This window comes from Streptococcus mitis (assembly GCF_026782895.1).
Lineage (GTDB): Bacteria > Bacillota > Bacilli > Lactobacillales > Streptococcaceae > Streptococcus > Streptococcus mitis_CB.
The window spans coordinates 112,687-128,566 of sequence record NZ_JAKUXJ010000002.1 but is presented as its reverse complement, the minus strand read 5'-3'; the positions used below and the strand labels follow the sequence as shown (position 1 = coordinate 128,566).

Below are 15,880 nucleotides of genomic sequence, written 5' to 3'. Positions count from 1 at the left end.
AGAAAAAAGGAGGAAAGTTCAATGACAAATTTTGACGTTCTTGACAATCAATTTTTATCCCTATCTGAAAATGAATTATCAGATATTGATGGCGGTCTCGCTCCCTTGGTTATCTTTGGAGTAGCAGTATCTTGGAAAGCTATTGCAGGTGGAGCCGCACTTGTAGGTTCTGGCTTAGCAGCTGGTTATTTTTTAGGAGGGGATTAATATGATGAAAGATTTGAACAACTATCGTGAAATTTCTAATAAGGAATTGCAAGAAATCAAGGGTGGTTTTGGTGTAGGTGTTGGTATCGCTTTATTTATGGCAGCTTATACCATTGGGAAAGATCTCCGTAAAAAGTTTGCTAAGTCATGCTAGATAAAAAACACATTTTTAGAAGGATAAATTTTATTGTCTTCATCTCTTACAGTTTTCTCAGCATTCTCAATGATTTAAACATTACTACTATCCCTTTACCATTCGATTTATCTGTTTGTATTGTTTTATTTTTATGCTTCAACTCTATTTTTGAGCAGAACAATGATTACCATAAAAATAATAAGCTTTGAAAATTCCATTGTCATGTCATTTTAGAAAAATTCAAAGACCACCTCATCTTGATAGAAGGGGTGGAATTTTCGTGTCATGAATCTACTGTCTTTTACCCCCAAACAAAAATGCCCCAGCATGAGCAGGGCATCTAAGCATTTAATCCAAAGTAAAATACAAACCAAACGACATAGGTTACGAGGAGGAGAAAAAGCGAGTAGAGAGTCACAAAAGTAATTTTCCACAAGAACTTGGTTTGTCGTCGTTCCAGTTTGGCAAATAGAAGATTCCCCGCATAAACGCAAGCAACAAAAGCAATAAAAGCTACCAAGCGAACTCCGATAGCAAAAGCAAATAAGTTATACATAGGGCAACCTCCTTGACTTAAAAACTATATGGAATTATGACAAACGATAAATTTCACTTCCATTATCAAGATAACATATTTTCTTTATTTTTGCAAACGCTTACCTTTAGGTGCTTATATGACTTTCTCGTTTCCATCTTTTACTAATTTTTCATTTTGTGGTATAATTGAAATAATTGTAACGAATCAAGGTCAATCTAGACACAAAATGGAATGAAATCAAGCAAATCTATGCTAAAAGTTTGGAATAAGCTGACCTGTAAAATAGAAAGGAACTATATGATTTACAAAGTTTTTTATCAAGAAACAAAAGAACGTAGCCCACGCCGTGAAACAACACGCGCACTTTACCTAGACATCGATGCCAGCTCAGAACTTGAGGGTCGTATCGCTGCTCGCCAACTTGTCGAAGAAAATCGCCCAGAGTACAATATCGAGTATATCGAACTCTTGTCTGACAAATTGCTAGATTACGAAAAAGAAACTGGCGCCTTCGAAATCACGGAGTTCTAATATGGCCTATACTCTTAAACCTGAAGAAGTCGGCGTTTTTGCCATCGGTGGTCTGGGAGAAATCGGGAAAAACACATACGGAATTGAATACCAAGACGAGATTATCATCGTCGATGCTGGGATTAAATTCCCAGAAGATGATTTGCTGGGTATCGACTACGTCATTCCTGACTACTCATACATCGTGGACAATATCGACCGCGTCAAGGCTGTTTTGATTACCCACGGACACGAGGACCACATCGGTGGGATTCCATTCCTGCTCAAGCAAGCAAATGTCCCGATCTACGCTGGACCACTTGCCTTGGCTTTGATTCGTGGGAAACTCGAAGAACACGGCCTCTTGCGCAACGCCAAACTTTACGAAATCAACCACAACACTGAGTTGACCTTTAAAAATCTCAAGGCAACTTTCTTTAGAACGACTCACTCTATTCCAGAGCCTTTGGGAATTGTCATTCATACTCCTCAAGGGAAAATTGTCTGTACGGGTGACTTCAAGTTTGACTTAACACCAGTTGGTGAACCAGCAGATTTGCACCGTATGGCTGCGCTGGGCGAAGAAGGTGTTCTCTGTCTTCTATCTGACTCAACAAATGCGGAAGTACCAACCTTTACCAACTCTGAAAAAGTTGTTGGTCAGTCCATCATGAAGATTATACAAGGCATCGAAGGACGTATCATCTTTGCATCCTTTGCCTCAAATATCTTCCGTCTCCAACAAGCAACAGAAGCTGCTGTTAAGACAGGACGTAAGATTGCGGTCTTTGGCCGTTCTATGGAAAAGGCTATTATCAACGGAATTGAGCTTGGTTACATAAAAGCTCCAAAAGGAACCTTTATCGAGCCAAATGAAATCAAAGACTACCCTGCAGGCGAGATTCTTATCCTCTGTACAGGTAGTCAAGGTGAGCCGATGGCAGCCCTCTCTCGTATCGCCAACGGAACCCACCGTCAGGTACAACTCCAACCAGGTGATACCGTTATCTTCTCTTCAAGTCCAATCCCTGGAAATACTACTAGCGTCAACAAGCTGATTAACATCATTTCTGAAGCTGGTGTCGAAGTTATCCACGGTAAGGTTAACAATATCCATACATCTGGACACGGTGGCCAGCAAGAGCAAAAACTCATGCTCCGCTTGATTAAGCCAAAATACTTCATGCCTGTCCACGGTGAATACCGCATGCAAAAAGTCCACGCTGGGCTAGCAGTGGATACTGGTGTTGAGAAGGACAATATCTTTATCATGAGCAATGGTGATGTGCTTGCCCTTACTGCTGACTCAGCTCGTATCGCAGGTCATTTCAACGCCCAAGATATCTATGTCGATGGAAATCGTATCGGTGAAATCGGCGCAGCTGTCCTCAAAGATCGTCGTGATCTATCTGAAGACGGTGTCGTTCTGGCAGTCGCAACTGTTGACTTCAAATCGCAGATGATTCTGTCTGGCCCAGACATCCTCAGCCGAGGCTTTGTCTACATGAGAGAGTCTGGCGACTTGATTCGCCAAAGCCAGCGCATCCTCTTCAATGCAATTCGTATCGCACTGAAAAATAAGGATGCTAGCGTGCAATCAGTCAATGGTGCCATTGTCAACGCTATTCGCCCCTTCCTTTATGAAAATACAGAACGTGAACCGATTATCATCCCTATGATCCTCACACCAGATGAAGAATAAATTATAAAACAGCCCCGTCTTCGGAGCTGTTTTTTCTATGCTTTCTTTTTAGATTAAAACTCAATAAAAATCGAAAGCAGACTAGAAGGCTAGGCGAAAGCATAACTTAAGTTAGGTGAGCCGAAGCCGACGACGTATCATTTTGATTTTTGAAGAGTTTTAGAAATACTACGATTTTTACCTTCAAGATACACCATCAAAATAGAAATATCTGCTGGGTTTACTCCCGAAATACGGCTGGCTTGGCCGATGGTTTCTGGATTGATGAGTTTGAACTTCTGACGGGCTTCGGTTGCGATAGAATCAATGTCATCCCAGTCAATATTGGCTGGAATACGTTTTTCTTCCATGCGTTTCATCTTAGCAACCTGGTCCATGGCTTTGGAAATATAGCCTTCGTACTTGATTTCTGTTTCAATCAATTCGATAATCTTGTCATCCAAGTCCTCTGCAGCTGGTCCGATGAAAGCCACCACATCTTGATAAGAAACTTCTGGACGGCGAAGGAATTCCTTGGCTGTCACTGCATCTGTCAACGGCTTGAAACCCATCTCCTCAACCTTGGCATTGGTTTCCTTGACTGGCTTGAGTTTGATGCTGTCTAGGCGCTTCATCTCATTGTCAAATTGATTTTTCTTGATTGCAAAGCGAGCCCAACGTTCATCATCCACAAGGCCAATCTCACGTCCCATCTCAGTCAAACGCATATCAGCATTGTCATGACGGAGAATGAGACGGTATTCAGCACGACTGGTCAAGAGACGGTAGGGTTCAATGGTTCCCTTGGTCACCAAGTCATCAATCATGACCCCGATATAACCGTCACTGCGCTTCAAAATCAACTCAGGCTTGCCTTGGACTTTCAAAGCCGCATTGATACCCGCGATAATCCCTTGGCCTGCTGCCTCTTCATAACCTGACGTCCCATTTGTCTGACCAGCAGTGAAAAGTCCTGAGATTTTCTTGGTTTCCAGTGTCGCACGCAACTGATGAGGCAAGACCATATCATACTCAATGGCATAACCTGTTCGCATCATCTCTGCATTTTCCAAACCTTTGATGGAATGAACCAAGTCACGCTGGACATCCTCAGGCAGACTGGTTGAAAGTCCTTGAACATAGACTTCCTCAGTATTGCGTCCCTCTGGCTCAAGGAATAGTTGGTGGCGTTCCTTGTCCGCAAAGCGCACAATCTTGTCCTCAATCGATGGGCAGTAACGAGGTCCCACTCCCTTGACTACACCTGTAAACATAGGCGCACGGTGGAGGTTATTTTGGATAATTTCATGACTGGTACCATTGGTATAGGTCAACCAGCATGGCACTTGGTCTTTGACATAATCCTCATCACGTGAAGTGTATGAGAAATGATTAGGCGCTTCGTCTCCTGGCTGAATCTCGGTCACATCGTAGTTGATAGAAGAAGCCTTGACACGTGGAGGCGTTCCTGTCTTGAAACGACCAATTTCGAGGCCCAGTTCCTTGAGATTGTCAGCAAGGTTAATAGAAGCCAAGCTGTGGTTAGGACCTGATGAATACTTGAGGTCTCCGATGATGATTTCCCCACGTAGTGCAGTCCCTGTCGTCACGATAACAGCCTTGGCAGCATATTCTTGATGGGTCGCTGTACGTACACCGACAACTTTGCCGTCTTCAACCAAAATCTCATCAATCATGGTCTGACGAAGAGTCAGATTTTCTTGATTTTCAACCGTCTTGCGCATTTCCTTAGAGTAAAGCTCCTTGTCAGCCTGCGCACGGAGGGCACGGACAGCTGGCCCCTTCCCTGTGTTGAGCATCTTCATCTGGATGTAAGTCTTGTCAATGGTTTTGGCCATCTCGCCACCGAGGGCATCAACTTCACGCACAACAATCCCTTTGGCAGAACCACCGATAGAGGGGTTACAAGGCATGAAAGCCAGCATTTCAATGTTGATAGTCGCAAGCAAGACCTTACAGCCCATACGGCTAGCAGCTAGGGATGCTTCTACCCCAGCATGTCCCGCACCAATTACAATAATATCGTATTCTTCAGTAAAATTATATGTCATTTCTTAACCTTTCAAAAATTTCTCGTAAATAAGGAACTAACTTCTCCTCCTCTAGAGCTTGAGCCATAGTAACCCATTTAAAGTGCGTATGCTCTTCAGGATCTAATCTGATAATTGGCTTCTCCCCAACCCACTCTGCTTTATAAACTAAGCGAGTAAAGACAGTATCCTTAGAGGTATCCAGTTGACTATCTTCGTGAAGAAGTTTGAGCAAACTGCTATCTAGCCTAACTCCCGCTTCTTCAATACATTCTCTAAGAGCTCCATCTCGCGGAATTTCACCCTTTTCAACCCCGCCACCAGGAATATCCCAGTAAGTTGGATAAACATTGGGTTGTCCTCTTTTAATTTCCGAACGCTGAATGAGCAAATAATCATCACCACTATGAACAAGTACATGGGCAATAAGCTTAACCATTATTTTCTCTCCTATTCCTCAAGATGGATGTGTCTTAGTTGGCCGTCCCAATCTGGCAGGGCTGTTTTCAAAAAGGCTGGAACTAGATTGATACCCTTAAGCTGATCCAAATCAATCCACTCACAAGGCTGCCTTTTCTCATCTTCCTGCATGGTCAATGGGGCATCCTCAAGCAAGTCCACCAGATAATGAAACTCGATGTTGTGCCAATAGACACCATCTTCTTCAAAACGATTTTCAACAACAAAAGCTAGTTGCCCAGCTTGAACTTTGACACCCAGTTCTTCCCTCACTTCACGAACTACCGCGTCCTCCGTTCTTTCATTGACTTGAATCGCACCGCCAATAGTGTAATACTTGCCCTTATCTTTGGTGACTAGGAGCTTGCGATTTTGGACAATCAAGGCTGTCCCCCGAACTCCAAAAACCGTATTTCCTACTCTTGTCCGAAAGTCTTGTTGAGTCATTCTTGTCCTTTCCTCTAAACGACACAAAAACAGTCAAAACTCCAAAGAAGTGCAGGACAAAAAAGCCTGCAACATCCATGAGCTTTGACCATCATTTCTATTGCTTTTATTATTGTAGCAAATTGAGAAAATTTGTCAATCTAAATGTACTGACAAACTTGTCCATCGCGGTAAGCATTGTCAATCAAACCACCACCTAGACACTCTTCCCCGTCGTAAAAGACAACTGCCTGACCTGGTGTGATGGCGCGTTGCGGTTCTGCAAAGATAACCTCTGCCTTGTCTCCTTTGACATGGACGGTCACCTTAGAATCAGGCTGACGGTAGCGGAATTTAGCCGTACATTCGAGCGTAAACTCCTCTGGCATGTCACGAGTAAAGTGGACTTGACTAGCCTCTAGGCTGGTTGACATGAGCGAATCATGGTAGAATCCTTGTCCTACATAGAGAATATTCTTGCTTAGGTCTTTTCCGACAACGAACCAAGGGGCATTGTCACCACCGTGTTGCCCACCGATACCGAGGCCTCCACGCTGACCAATTGTATAATACATAAGGCCTGCATGCTCGCCCATATCACGGCCATCCACTGTCATCATTCGCCCTGACTGAGCTGGCAGGTAGTTGCTGAGAAAGTTTTTAAAGTTCTTTTCTCCGATAAAGCAAATTCCTGTCGAGTCTTTCTTCTTAGCAGTCGCAAGTCCTGCTTCTTCTGCGAGTCTGCGAACTTCAGGTTTTTCCAAATGTCCCAGTGGAAACATGGTTTTTTGGAGTTGTTCTTGCGAAAGCTGGCTGAGGAAATAGGTTTGGTCCTTGCCATTGTCCACGCCACGAAGCATGTGAACGATGCCATCCTCATCACGCGCTACTCTAGCATAATGCCCAGTCGCCACATAGTCTGCCCCCAAGGTCATAGCATAGTCCAAAAAGGCCTTGAACTTGATTTCCTTGTTGCACATAACGTCTGGATTTGGCGTGCGCCCTGCACGGTATTCCGCTAGGAAATACTCGAAAACGCGGTTCCAGTACTCTTTTTCAAAATTGACAGAGTAGTAAGGAATGCCGATCTGGTCTGCCACCGCAGCCACATCCTTGTAATCTTCGGTCGCCGTACAGACGCCGTTTTCGTCTGTGTCATCCCAGTTCTTCATGAAGATACCGATCACATCGTAGCCCTGCTCCTTGAGCAAAAGAGCCGTCACCGACGAATCAACACCACCACTCATCCCCACGACAACACGTGTTTTAGAGTTATCACTCATGGTAAGTCTCCCATCTATTCGTTTATTCACGATTGAAGGTCGTGTGTGCTTCAACGATTGAAGGTCGCTTGAGCAGTATTCATTATAACATGCTTGGTTAGAGAAGACAAGAAAGAGGCTGATAATCGACCAACCTCTCTTATAAAATAATCAATCCTTCAACAAAATCCATTGTTGAAATGCTGTTCTAAACCATTGATCGCTCAGATTTCCCAGAATAGAGCTGTCCTAACTATCGAACAGATTAAATCCATACATATCCACGCAATTCTACGTTTAGAATTGCCATAAAATAAATGTTTTAGGGATATTCTAAGTCTTTGACTGCTTAAAATTTTACGTTCTGAAGGATTTTAAAGCTAGAATAGCATAAAAATCATGAAAACTGAACTATTCGAAGCTTCAGAGTCATACGATTTCCATAGGAAGTATCTTTTTAGTACGTGTGGTTAGGAGGTGATTTTAGGGAATCTCCCAAAAACAACCGATTTCCTATTTTTATCAATCAAAAATGTTGATAAATGAGTGTTTTAAAATTAAATTTTAAAGGTATCCTTAAATTTAAAGATTTTTGATAAGATTTCTGTATTTTTTACAATTCAATGATACGATGACATTGTTGGGCTACATAAGCATCGTGGGTCACAATAATGACTGTTTTCCCCTCTCGATTCATCTCCAAGAGAAACTTCAAGACCAAATCTCTATTTTCAGGATCCAGCGAACCTGTCGGTTCATCAGCTAAAATCAGCTGGCTGGGTTTTAAGATGGCTCTAGCAACTGCAATTCGTTGTTGTTCACCACCAGACAACTCGGAGACCTTTTGATGCAAAGTAGCTGGCAAACCTACTCTCTCTAAAATCTCTTCCACCTTTTTGAGCTTGTCTTTCTTGGACAATTTCACATATTTCAGCGCCAGCATGAGATTGTACTCGACCGTTTCATCATCAATTAGGGCAAAATTTTGAAACAGATAAGAGATATGTTCACGGATTATTGTTTGCGACTTGGCAGAATTGACCGCTAGATTTGTCTGACCAAAAATCTCATACCGTCCGCTATATTCACCATCTATCAAACCTAATAAATTTAACAAGGTCGACTTACCACTGCCACTTTTTCCAACGATGGCAACTAAATCCCCCTGACCAATCCTGAGAGACAAGTTATCCAAAATCACTTTTCCCCCAATGGTTTTGGTAATATTTTTCAACTCAATCATAAGATGCCCCCTTTCAATAACTCTACTAGACTTTTTTTCTCCATCCTAGAAGCCAAGGCTAGCACAAATAGTATATCCAAACATGTAAAACCTGCAAACAGCAGAAGTGGCAAGAACGCATGGGCAAAGAAAATCAAGACTAGAAGAGGGAGACTATAGCCCAGCAAGAGCAGAACTAAGAGAGCGCGGTAGCGATCGACCAGTTTCCACCCCATAAACTTCTTGGTAATGATATCCCTGCGCTTCAACAAGAAAGTAGTAACGAGTAAAAAGTAGGAGACAATCATACTGAGAAGAGCAAATAAGGCAAAAAGAACGTTAAAATTACGAACAGAATCCCGATAGGTATCGATCATCTCCTCTTGAATGGCTTGAAGCGATGAAAATTTTAAATAATTCCCATCTGATAATTTCTCAACTAACTCCGTAATCACTTTTTGATTTTGTTCTGTATTTTCAACTTTCATCGGGTTGTTTAAACCTGTCGTTGACAAGCGAGTCTTTTCTTCCCACATCATGTCTTGATCATTTACCAGACTAATGATTGGATTGTGGAGGTTTTCCTTTCGCTCATTATTATAAGGGAAGAAAGACCAATCTCCTTCATAGTAGGCAATTTCTACATCCATATCTTCTATTGTTTGCTTTTGCTGATCTTCATACCTCAGAGAAAGATAGGCTATGGATTTTCCCAAGAACTGATTCTTACTTTCTTGTCCTTTATCACTGGCTGGCATCAAAATAACTTTTTTAGTGCTGGTATCTGGTAACTTGAATCCCTTGCTCTTTAGAAAATTGCTATTAGCATAGTAAACATCTACCTTATCAGGCAGTTGGTACTGCTGTACTTGTTCAGCTTTGATGACTGGTTTGATAGGAAGACTCGCACTTCGCACATAGTTTACTTGTATTTTTGCTAGCAAATCTTGATAAAATTGATAGAAATAATCTGTAGATTTCCCTGACCCTGCTAGCTCTTCTTGCCACAGGTTATCATTGAGTTGGAAGGTTTCTAAGGTCAAGTAATTCCCTTGGCTTACCCACTGTTGCTGATAAGCAAGTTCTTTGTTTTCTTGTTCTAAACTTCTGCCTACCCCAATCAGTAAAACCGTCAATAAAATGGTGGTTCCAATTTTCATCACATAATTGAAGATGAGACCAAGTTTGACAGATGAAAAACCTTTCAACATGGAACTAACTGTCATTTTCTGAATCATCAGGTAGGTCAGCCAACTGATGAACAAATACAACTGTAAAAGCAGAAATTGGGATAAGAGTAAACTTGGGAACAGAAGTTTTGGCCTGTAGTCCAGCACTAAAAATAGTCCCAAGTCAATGACAAGACTTCCACCCAAGAGAAGATAAAAATTAGTCTTTACAAAACCAGCCAAAATCGCCCTACTTTGAAAACCAAGTAACTTTTGAACCCCCACTCGTTTCATCTCCATCATCGGCTGATAAACTGTTACTAACACAAGAAGTAAAATAGCCAAGACAAAAACAATGGCAGATAAAAGCAAATCTCGATTTATGACTTCCACTGCACTTTTATAGGTAGGCTCTAGCAAGGTAGCCTGGTCTATATTGAAAAAACCGCTCCATTTCTGTACAATCCTATCCTTATCCATCTCTTGTGTAGAAGTTATCGTATAGCGACCATTTAAACTACGAGATGTATCCTTGATATAGGTTTGAAAAGTCATAAGCTGAATAGGCTTGGCTTTTAGAAAGGTCGGAATCGTACCAAGTTTATTAGAAATTTCTTTATTACTGTAGACTCCTTCACCATCTGTGGTAAAATCAAGAGAAGAAATCCCAAACTCTTGGTAGGGGAAGGTATCTTTATCAAAAACACCAGACTTGATTACCTCATCACCACTGTCTGTTTTGATGATGGAGACTTTGTACTCCTTTGATACATCCTCAAAAAATCGAAGAACAGACGCTGCAGGTTCGTTAATATCTTTCAAGTACAAATCCAAAGAATCTACAGTCTTTCCCATTTCCCGAATCCGAACCGCCTCACGTGTGTAGTTTACATTAAAAACAAAAAAAGTGGTACACAGCAACAGCAGAAACATACAAAGATAACTGATTTTTTTCATAGAGATACCTCCCGTGAAGAGACGAAAGTAAGATAGGTGCAGGTAATTTTTATTTTTTACTAAATTTTAAGTAGGTGTAAATAAATCCTGCACTTATAGCCAGAGTTATCCACCATTTAAAATCAATATGTAAAAGTGAAAAGATTACAAAACTGATGAACAGCGAGGCTGAAAGATAAACAATGATTAAAATTTTATTTTTCATAGGAATTACCTTTCTAAAGGGATTCTAGTGTTTAGAGCTTATTTGTAAAGTTTAAAATAAACAACTAGGGCAATTGTCAATCAGAATGTTCTTTTATCTGTTAATAATCCTAGAAAATCTTGTCGTTTCAAGTCGGAGAAATGTTTGGTAGAAAGACTTCCTTTTTGAAGTCCATCATCTCTAACCTGTAAATAATAGCTATGTTGGCTTGTTTTAATTGTCAAAAAATCACCCAATACAAAAACTCTTTTCCAGTTGCGAATCTTAAATTCTTTCATCTCTGATTTTGGAATGCGGATAAGTCCTTGCCGCAAATCGCGATGATGCTCACTGATGAAAGTCATCCCATTTCCAAGATTTCTTATCAGCAGTTCATCTGGGGTCACCATCACCAACGCTATTTTAGTTAAGAAAATTTCAACTGTTGGTGGTAAAATCGCTAAATTAAACCACGGGTGTAGGTAGCGATAGGCTAAGAAATAGTGAGGTTCCTCACCCAATCCTAGTTGTTTATATAAGTCCTTGACCTCACTATCTAACCTCGCTTCAAAAGACACATCTGAATGCTCTTCTTCCTTCTTCTGATTAAAATAACGCATCCAGACTAGGAAACCTATAAAGACTAGGATAAATATTCCTGATAAGATATATTTTAAATTGTAGTTCATCACTTAACCTCCTGATTCACGACTCCACCTAAACAAAGACCTATTTATTTTGAGAATAGTTCCATCACAACTTTAAATAAGACTGGTGTCATTAAAACTAGGATAATTCCTATCACAAATATCATGACTACTCGAAAAAGTTCCTTATTTTTAAACATTTTTCCACCCCTTTTCTAGCTACATCATAGTACTGTTAAGACCATTTTAAAATTACACCAAGCTTTTCCACAAGCTTATTTTAGTTTTATTTTCTACTTTTTATATTACTATGATACAATATTTTTAATAGGATTTTATTGTTTGTTAACTTTTTTCACGAAAAGGAGAAAATCATGCGTTATGATTTTGGAAAGGTCTATAAAGAAATACGTGAGTCAAAGGGGCTGACCCAAGAAGAGGTCTGTGGAAATGTCCTCTCAAGAACTAGCCTATCAAAGATTGAAAGTGGTAAGGCGACTCCTAAATATGAAAATATGGATTTTCTTCTCCGGCAAATGAATATGAGTTTTGAAGAGTTTGACTATATCTGCCATCTCTATCAACCGAGCCAACGGACAGAAATCATGCAAACTTATCTCAATATGAATTCCATCATTGGTAGCAACGGTCTAGTCAATTTTTTTGAAACATGCCAAGACTACCTCAAGACCCACCACGACCTGCCTATAGAAGTAATCAGGGATATGCTGGAAGTTGTCATTCATATCCGTCAACATAGTGTAGAGCAACTGTCAGGCCAAGTGAAACAGACTATCAAAAAGCTTTGGGAAAAAATTGAAAAACAAGATACATGGTATGAAAATGATCTAAAAATCCTTAATACCATCCTTTTCAGTTTTCCCATTGAACACCTCCATCTCATCACTGAAAAGATCTTGCAACGCTTAGAAGTCTATAAAAACTATCAACATCTATATGACTTGCGAATGGCAATCCTACTCAACCTTTCCACCATTTACTTATATCATCAAGACAAAAACATGTGTCAACAAATCTGCTACACTTTATTGGAGGATGCCAAGAACAAAAAAAGCTACGATATGCTTGCTATCTGCTATGTCCGTATTGGGATTTGTAGGGATGATGCTAAACTTATCCAAAAAGGGTTCTCCCTTCTAGAGCTGACCGATGAAACTTCCATTCTATCCTTTCTCAAAAAAGAAGTGGAGATCTATTATCAACCAAAGGAAATATAAAAAGTCGAGGGATTTCCTCGACTTTTTCAAATTATTCTGTTCGTTATTTCTTAATACCAGCCGTTGTTAAGCCAGAAGTTTTTAGCAGCTGACCATGAACCGTAACGTCCTGCAACGTAGGCATCTGCTACACGTTCTTGGTTTTCAGCTGAGTAGTCACCGTTCAAGTATGAATCTGTCAATTGGTAACGTCCGATGTATTGACCGTTTGTAGCTGTGTAGCTACCGCCTGATTCTTTTTGAGCGATCCATTCTTTAGCTTCTGCTTCAGATCCGCTTACAGTTGCAGCTGGTGCTGAAACTTCTGTTGAAGCAACTGTTTCTTCTGCTGCAGGTGCGCTTGCCACTGGAGCTGCTTCCTCTGCTACTTCTGGAGTTTCTGCCACTGGAGCTGAAACAGTTTCATCTTGAGCAGCTGGTGCTGCATAAGTAGTTTGCGCTGGTGTTGTAGCTGGTGCTACAGGGCCATCGATAACCAACTCTTGACCAACATAAATCAAATGAATGTTGTCAATGTGGTTGTTTTCTGCCAATTTCTCAACAGTTGTATTGTGAGTTTCAGCGATTTCTGAAAGTGTATCACCTTCTTTAACAGTGTAAGTTGATGATTCTTGAGCAGATACAAATGATGGAGCAAATACTGCAAACAAGGCAGCTACTCCTGCAAGAGTTGTTTTAATCTTTTTAGTTGTTGATTTCATATCTAAAAGTTCTCCTTCTTTCTATACTTCTATCATACCCTTTAAATATTACTGTTTCTTGACACTTTTATGTAGAAATATTACAAAATTATTTTTTATTTCCCTAAATAAGCTATTTTTTGTTACAAAAGATGCTTTTTTATGCTATTTGTAGTGTAAAAAGGTTTTCATCCACAATTAAAGCCAAGACCTTCATTCTTTGATATAATAGAGATAAGAATTTTTATAAGGGGAAACTGATGAAATCACTTCGTTTTCAATCTGTCTTTGATATCATCGGACCAGTTATGATTGGCCCGTCTAGTAGTCATACCGCTGGTGCTGTTCGTATTGGGAAGATTGTCTCTTCGATCTTTGACGATACTCCGACAGAAGTCGAATTCCAACTTTTTAACTCATTTGCCAAGACCTATCGTGGTCACGGAACAGACCTAGCCCTTGTTGCAGGTATTTTGGGCATGGATACAGATGATCCTGAGATCCCAAACAGCCTGGAAATTGCCCACAAACGTGGCATCAAGATTGTCTGGACCATTCAGAAAGACAGCAATGCCCCTCACCCAAACACCACTAAAATTACCGTCAAAAATGCTCACAAGACCATCAGCGTGACTGGTATTTCTATCGGGGGAGGGAATATTCAGGTAACCGAACTCAATGGATTTGCCGTCTCTCTCAATATGAATACACCGACGATCATCATCGTTCATCAAGATATTCCAGGTATGATTGCCCTTGTTACGGAGGCTCTTTCCCGCTATGATATCAATATCGCCCAGATGAACGTTACTCGTGAAAAAGCTGGTGAAAAAGCCATTATGATTATCGAAGTTGACAGTCGCAACTGTGATGAGGCTATCGAAGAAATTCGAAAAATCCCTCATCTCCACAATGTCAATTTCTTTAAATAGGAGGAAGCATGTTTTATTCTATCAAAGAATTGGTCGAGCAGGCAGAACTGGACTTTCAAGGAAATGTCGCAGAACTTATGATTACAACAGAGTTTGAATTGACCGGTCGCGAACGTGAAGAAGTCTTCCTTCTCATGGAACGTAATCTGGAAGTCATGAAAGCCTCTGTCCAACTTGGCCTCAATGAAAATAAATCTCGTAGTGGCCTGACAGGTGGAGATGCTGCCAAATTGGATCATTACATCAAAAACGAAAAAACTCTGTCAGATTACACGATTCTCTCGGCTGCCCGAAATGCCATCGCAGTCAATGAACACAATGCCAAAATGGGCTTGGTTTGTGCCACTCCTACCGCTGGAAGTGCTGGCTGTCTGCCTTCCGTTCTCACTGCTGCTATTGAAAAATTAGACCTCAGCCACGAGCAACAATTGGATTTCCTCTTTGCTGCCGGTGCCTTTGGACTAGTCATCGCAAACAATGCCTCTATCTCAGGTGCTGAAGGTGGCTGTCAGGCCGAGGTTGGTTCGGCCTCTGCTATGAGTGCTGCAGCCTTAACTCTAGCTGCCGGTGGAACACCTTATCAGGCCAGTCAGGCCATTGCCTTTGTCATTAAAAATATGCTAGGCCTCATCTGTGACCCTGTTGCCGGCTTGGTCGAAGTTCCCTGTGTTAAACGTAATGCCATGGGAGCTAGCTTTGCCTTCATCGCAGCAGACATGGCCCTGGCAGGTATCGAATCTAAAATACCTGTGGATGAGGTGATTGATGCCATGTACCAAGTAGGGTCAAGTATGCCAACTGCCTTTCGTGAAACAGCTGAAGGTGGACTCGCTGCCACCCCTACTGGTCGTCGTCTCCAAAAAGAAATTTTCGGAGAATAACTTATCAAAATAGGAGAAACCATGACCTCTATCACAGCTATCTTTTTCGATCTGGATGGAACCCTCGTTGACAGTTCTATCGGGATTCACAATGCCTTTACCCATACCTTTAAGGAGCTGGGGGTGCCTAGCCCTGATGCCAAAACTATTCGTGGTTTTATGGGACCGCCTCTTGAAAGTAGTTTTGCGACCTGCCTTCCCAAAGACCAAATTTCTAAGGCTGTCCAGATATACCGTTCTTACTACAAGGCAAAAGGCATCCATGAAGCTCAACTCTTTCCTCAGATTGTAGACTTGCTTGAGAAGTTATCGAGCAATTACCCTCTTTATATCACCACTACAAAGAATACCCCAACCGCTCAAGACATGACTAAAAACTTGGGAATCTATCATTTCTTTGATGGCATTTATGGTTCCAGCCCTGAAGCACCCCATAAGGCGGATGTCATTCGCCAAGCCTTGCAGACACATCAACTAGAACCAGAACAAGCCATTATCATCGGAGATACCAAGTTTGATATGCTGGGAGCTCAAGAAACAGGCATTCAGAAATTGGCCGTCACTTGGGGATTTGGAGAGCAATCAGACTTGCTCAACTATCAGCCTGATTATATCGCCCATAAACCCTTAGACGTTTTGGGGTATTTTCAATAACATAGACTGAGTAACGACTCTATTTCATACTCTTCGAAAATCTCTT

General features: G+C 41.2%; 17 protein-coding genes. 8 read left to right on the top strand and 9 right to left on the bottom strand.

Features of this window, described 5'->3' with window-relative positions; translation table 11 throughout:
• Nucleotides 1–21 precede the first annotated feature (21 nt).
• Nucleotides 22–207 (top strand): fratricide two-peptide bacteriocin subunit CibA, encoded by a 186-nt coding sequence (cibA, locus tag MK480_RS02375; RefSeq protein WP_049502599.1) that lies wholly within the window; start codon nucleotides 22–24, stop codon nucleotides 205–207.
• A gap of 1 nt (nucleotide 208) precedes the next feature.
• A complete protein-coding gene (gene cibB, locus MK480_RS02370) occupies nucleotides 209–361 on the top strand; it encodes a fratricide two-peptide bacteriocin subunit CibB (RefSeq protein ID WP_125392848.1) in 153 nt (50 codons plus the stop codon).
• A gap of 322 nt (nucleotides 362–683) precedes the next feature.
• Here the strand turns inward: cibB and MK480_RS02365 are convergent, their stop codons facing one another.
• Nucleotides 684–899, bottom strand: a complete 216-nt coding sequence (locus tag MK480_RS02365; protein WP_045612409.1) for a hypothetical protein — start codon at nucleotides 897–899, stop codon at nucleotides 684–686.
• A 279-nt stretch (nucleotides 900–1,178) separates the two neighbouring features.
• Between MK480_RS02365 and MK480_RS02360 the strand changes: the two genes are divergently transcribed.
• Both MK480_RS02360 and rnjA read left to right on the top strand, forming a co-directional pair.
• On the top strand, nucleotides 1,179–1,412 hold the full coding sequence (locus MK480_RS02360; protein WP_000639572.1) for a DNA-dependent RNA polymerase subunit epsilon: 234 nt from the start codon (nucleotides 1,179–1,181) through the stop codon (nucleotides 1,410–1,412).
• A 1-nt stretch (nucleotide 1,413) separates the two neighbouring features.
• Entirely contained in the window at nucleotides 1,414–3,093 is a 1,680-nt protein-coding gene (gene rnjA / locus MK480_RS02355) for a ribonuclease J1 (RefSeq protein ID WP_084887768.1), read from the top strand.
• A 137-nt stretch (nucleotides 3,094–3,230) separates the two neighbouring features.
• Here the strand turns inward: rnjA and mnmG are convergent, their stop codons facing one another.
• The 7 genes from mnmG to MK480_RS02320 all read right to left on the bottom strand — a co-directional run bounded on the left by mnmG (nucleotide 3,231) and on the right by MK480_RS02320 (nucleotide 11,491).
• On the bottom strand, nucleotides 3,231–5,144 hold the full coding sequence (gene mnmG, locus MK480_RS02350; protein WP_125454338.1) for a tRNA uridine-5-carboxymethylaminomethyl(34) synthesis enzyme MnmG: 1,914 nt from the start codon (nucleotides 5,142–5,144) through the stop codon (nucleotides 3,231–3,233).
• Nucleotides 5,134–5,565 (bottom strand): NUDIX hydrolase, encoded by a 432-nt coding sequence (locus MK480_RS02345; protein ID WP_049543155.1) that lies wholly within the window; start codon nucleotides 5,563–5,565, stop codon nucleotides 5,134–5,136. The genes mnmG and MK480_RS02345 overlap by 11 nt, the downstream gene beginning before the upstream one ends.
• 8 nt (nucleotides 5,566–5,573) lie before the next feature.
• Entirely contained in the window at nucleotides 5,574–6,029 is a 456-nt protein-coding gene (locus MK480_RS02340; protein WP_185757708.1) for an NUDIX hydrolase, read from the bottom strand.
• Nucleotides 6,030–6,169: 140 nt separating this feature from the next.
• Complete coding sequence (gene mnmA / locus MK480_RS02335; protein WP_061589649.1) at nucleotides 6,170–7,291, bottom strand: tRNA 2-thiouridine(34) synthase MnmA; 1,122 nt, start codon at nucleotides 7,289–7,291, stop codon at nucleotides 6,170–6,172.
• A 592-nt stretch (nucleotides 7,292–7,883) separates the two neighbouring features.
• A complete protein-coding gene (locus MK480_RS02330; RefSeq protein WP_261081808.1) occupies nucleotides 7,884–8,513 on the bottom strand; it encodes an ABC transporter ATP-binding protein in 630 nt (209 codons plus the stop codon).
• On the bottom strand, nucleotides 8,510–10,618 hold the full coding sequence (locus MK480_RS02325) for a bacteriocin-associated integral membrane family protein (RefSeq protein ID WP_268707148.1): 2,109 nt from the start codon (nucleotides 10,616–10,618) through the stop codon (nucleotides 8,510–8,512). The genes MK480_RS02330 and MK480_RS02325 overlap by 4 nt, the downstream gene beginning before the upstream one ends.
• A gap of 285 nt (nucleotides 10,619–10,903) precedes the next feature.
• Complete coding sequence (locus tag MK480_RS02320; RefSeq protein WP_268707147.1) at nucleotides 10,904–11,491, bottom strand: hypothetical protein; 588 nt, start codon at nucleotides 11,489–11,491, stop codon at nucleotides 10,904–10,906.
• Nucleotides 11,492–11,823: 332 nt separating this feature from the next.
• Between MK480_RS02320 and MK480_RS02315 the strand changes: the two genes are divergently transcribed.
• A complete protein-coding gene (locus tag MK480_RS02315) occupies nucleotides 11,824–12,687 on the top strand; it encodes a helix-turn-helix domain-containing protein (RefSeq protein WP_261046496.1) in 864 nt (287 codons plus the stop codon).
• 50 nt (nucleotides 12,688–12,737) lie between these two features.
• Here the strand turns inward: MK480_RS02315 and apf are convergent, their stop codons facing one another.
• The gene (gene apf, locus MK480_RS02310) at nucleotides 12,738–13,388 is read right to left on the bottom strand and encodes an aggregation-promoting factor (protein WP_261046497.1); all 651 of its coding nucleotides are present in this window, start codon (nucleotides 13,386–13,388) and stop codon (nucleotides 12,738–12,740) included.
• A gap of 239 nt (nucleotides 13,389–13,627) precedes the next feature.
• On the opposite strand from apf, the gene sdaAB reads away from it, so the two are divergent.
• From sdaAB to MK480_RS02295, 3 genes are read left to right on the top strand one after another with little or no spacing between them, the layout of a single operon-like run.
• Entirely contained in the window at nucleotides 13,628–14,299 is a 672-nt protein-coding gene (gene sdaAB / locus MK480_RS02305; protein WP_000838909.1) for an L-serine ammonia-lyase, iron-sulfur-dependent subunit beta, read from the top strand.
• Between the two features lie 8 nt (nucleotides 14,300–14,307).
• Entirely contained in the window at nucleotides 14,308–15,180 is an 873-nt protein-coding gene (sdaAA, locus tag MK480_RS02300; RefSeq protein ID WP_268707146.1) for an L-serine ammonia-lyase, iron-sulfur-dependent, subunit alpha, read from the top strand.
• Nucleotides 15,181–15,201: 21 nt separating this feature from the next.
• Nucleotides 15,202–15,834: an HAD family hydrolase gene (locus MK480_RS02295; protein ID WP_268707145.1), complete on the top strand. Its 633-nt coding sequence runs from the start codon at nucleotides 15,202–15,204 to the stop codon at nucleotides 15,832–15,834.
• Nucleotides 15,835–15,880: the final 46 nt, after the last annotated feature.

Excerpts from the sequence above, each read along its gene's own strand:
- sdaAA (WP_268707146.1), top strand. The coding sequence starts at position 14,308 with ATGTTTTATTCTATCAAAGAATTGGTCGAGCAGGCAGAACTGGACTTT.
- sdaAB (WP_000838909.1), top strand. The coding sequence starts at position 13,628 with ATGAAATCACTTCGTTTTCAATCTGTCTTTGATATCATCGGACCAGTT.
- MK480_RS02365 (WP_045612409.1), bottom strand. The coding sequence starts at position 899 with ATGTATAACTTATTTGCTTTTGCTATCGGAGTTCGCTTGGTAGCTTTT.
- cibA (WP_049502599.1), top strand. The coding sequence starts at position 22 with ATGACAAATTTTGACGTTCTTGACAATCAATTTTTATCCCTATCTGAA.
- MK480_RS02320 (WP_268707147.1), bottom strand. The coding sequence starts at position 11,491 with ATGAACTACAATTTAAAATATATCTTATCAGGAATATTTATCCTAGTC.
- MK480_RS02295 (WP_268707145.1), top strand. The coding sequence starts at position 15,202 with ATGACCTCTATCACAGCTATCTTTTTCGATCTGGATGGAACCCTCGTT.
- MK480_RS02315 (WP_261046496.1), top strand. The coding sequence starts at position 11,824 with ATGCGTTATGATTTTGGAAAGGTCTATAAAGAAATACGTGAGTCAAAG.
- MK480_RS02360 (WP_000639572.1), top strand. The coding sequence starts at position 1,179 with ATGATTTACAAAGTTTTTTATCAAGAAACAAAAGAACGTAGCCCACGC.
- rnjA (WP_084887768.1), top strand. The coding sequence starts at position 1,414 with ATGGCCTATACTCTTAAACCTGAAGAAGTCGGCGTTTTTGCCATCGGT.
- MK480_RS02330 (WP_261081808.1), bottom strand. The coding sequence starts at position 8,513 with ATGATTGAGTTGAAAAATATTACCAAAACCATTGGGGGAAAAGTGATT.
- apf (WP_261046497.1), bottom strand. The coding sequence starts at position 13,388 with ATGAAATCAACAACTAAAAAGATTAAAACAACTCTTGCAGGAGTAGCT.
- MK480_RS02325 (WP_268707148.1), bottom strand. The coding sequence starts at position 10,618 with ATGAAAAAAATCAGTTATCTTTGTATGTTTCTGCTGTTGCTGTGTACC.
- mnmG (WP_125454338.1), bottom strand. The coding sequence starts at position 5,144 with ATGACATATAATTTTACTGAAGAATACGATATTATTGTAATTGGTGCG.
- MK480_RS02340 (WP_185757708.1), bottom strand. The coding sequence starts at position 6,029 with ATGACTCAACAAGACTTTCGGACAAGAGTAGGAAATACGGTTTTTGGA.
- mnmA (WP_061589649.1), bottom strand. The coding sequence starts at position 7,291 with ATGAGTGATAACTCTAAAACACGTGTTGTCGTGGGGATGAGTGGTGGT.
- cibB (WP_125392848.1), top strand. The coding sequence starts at position 209 with ATGATGAAAGATTTGAACAACTATCGTGAAATTTCTAATAAGGAATTG.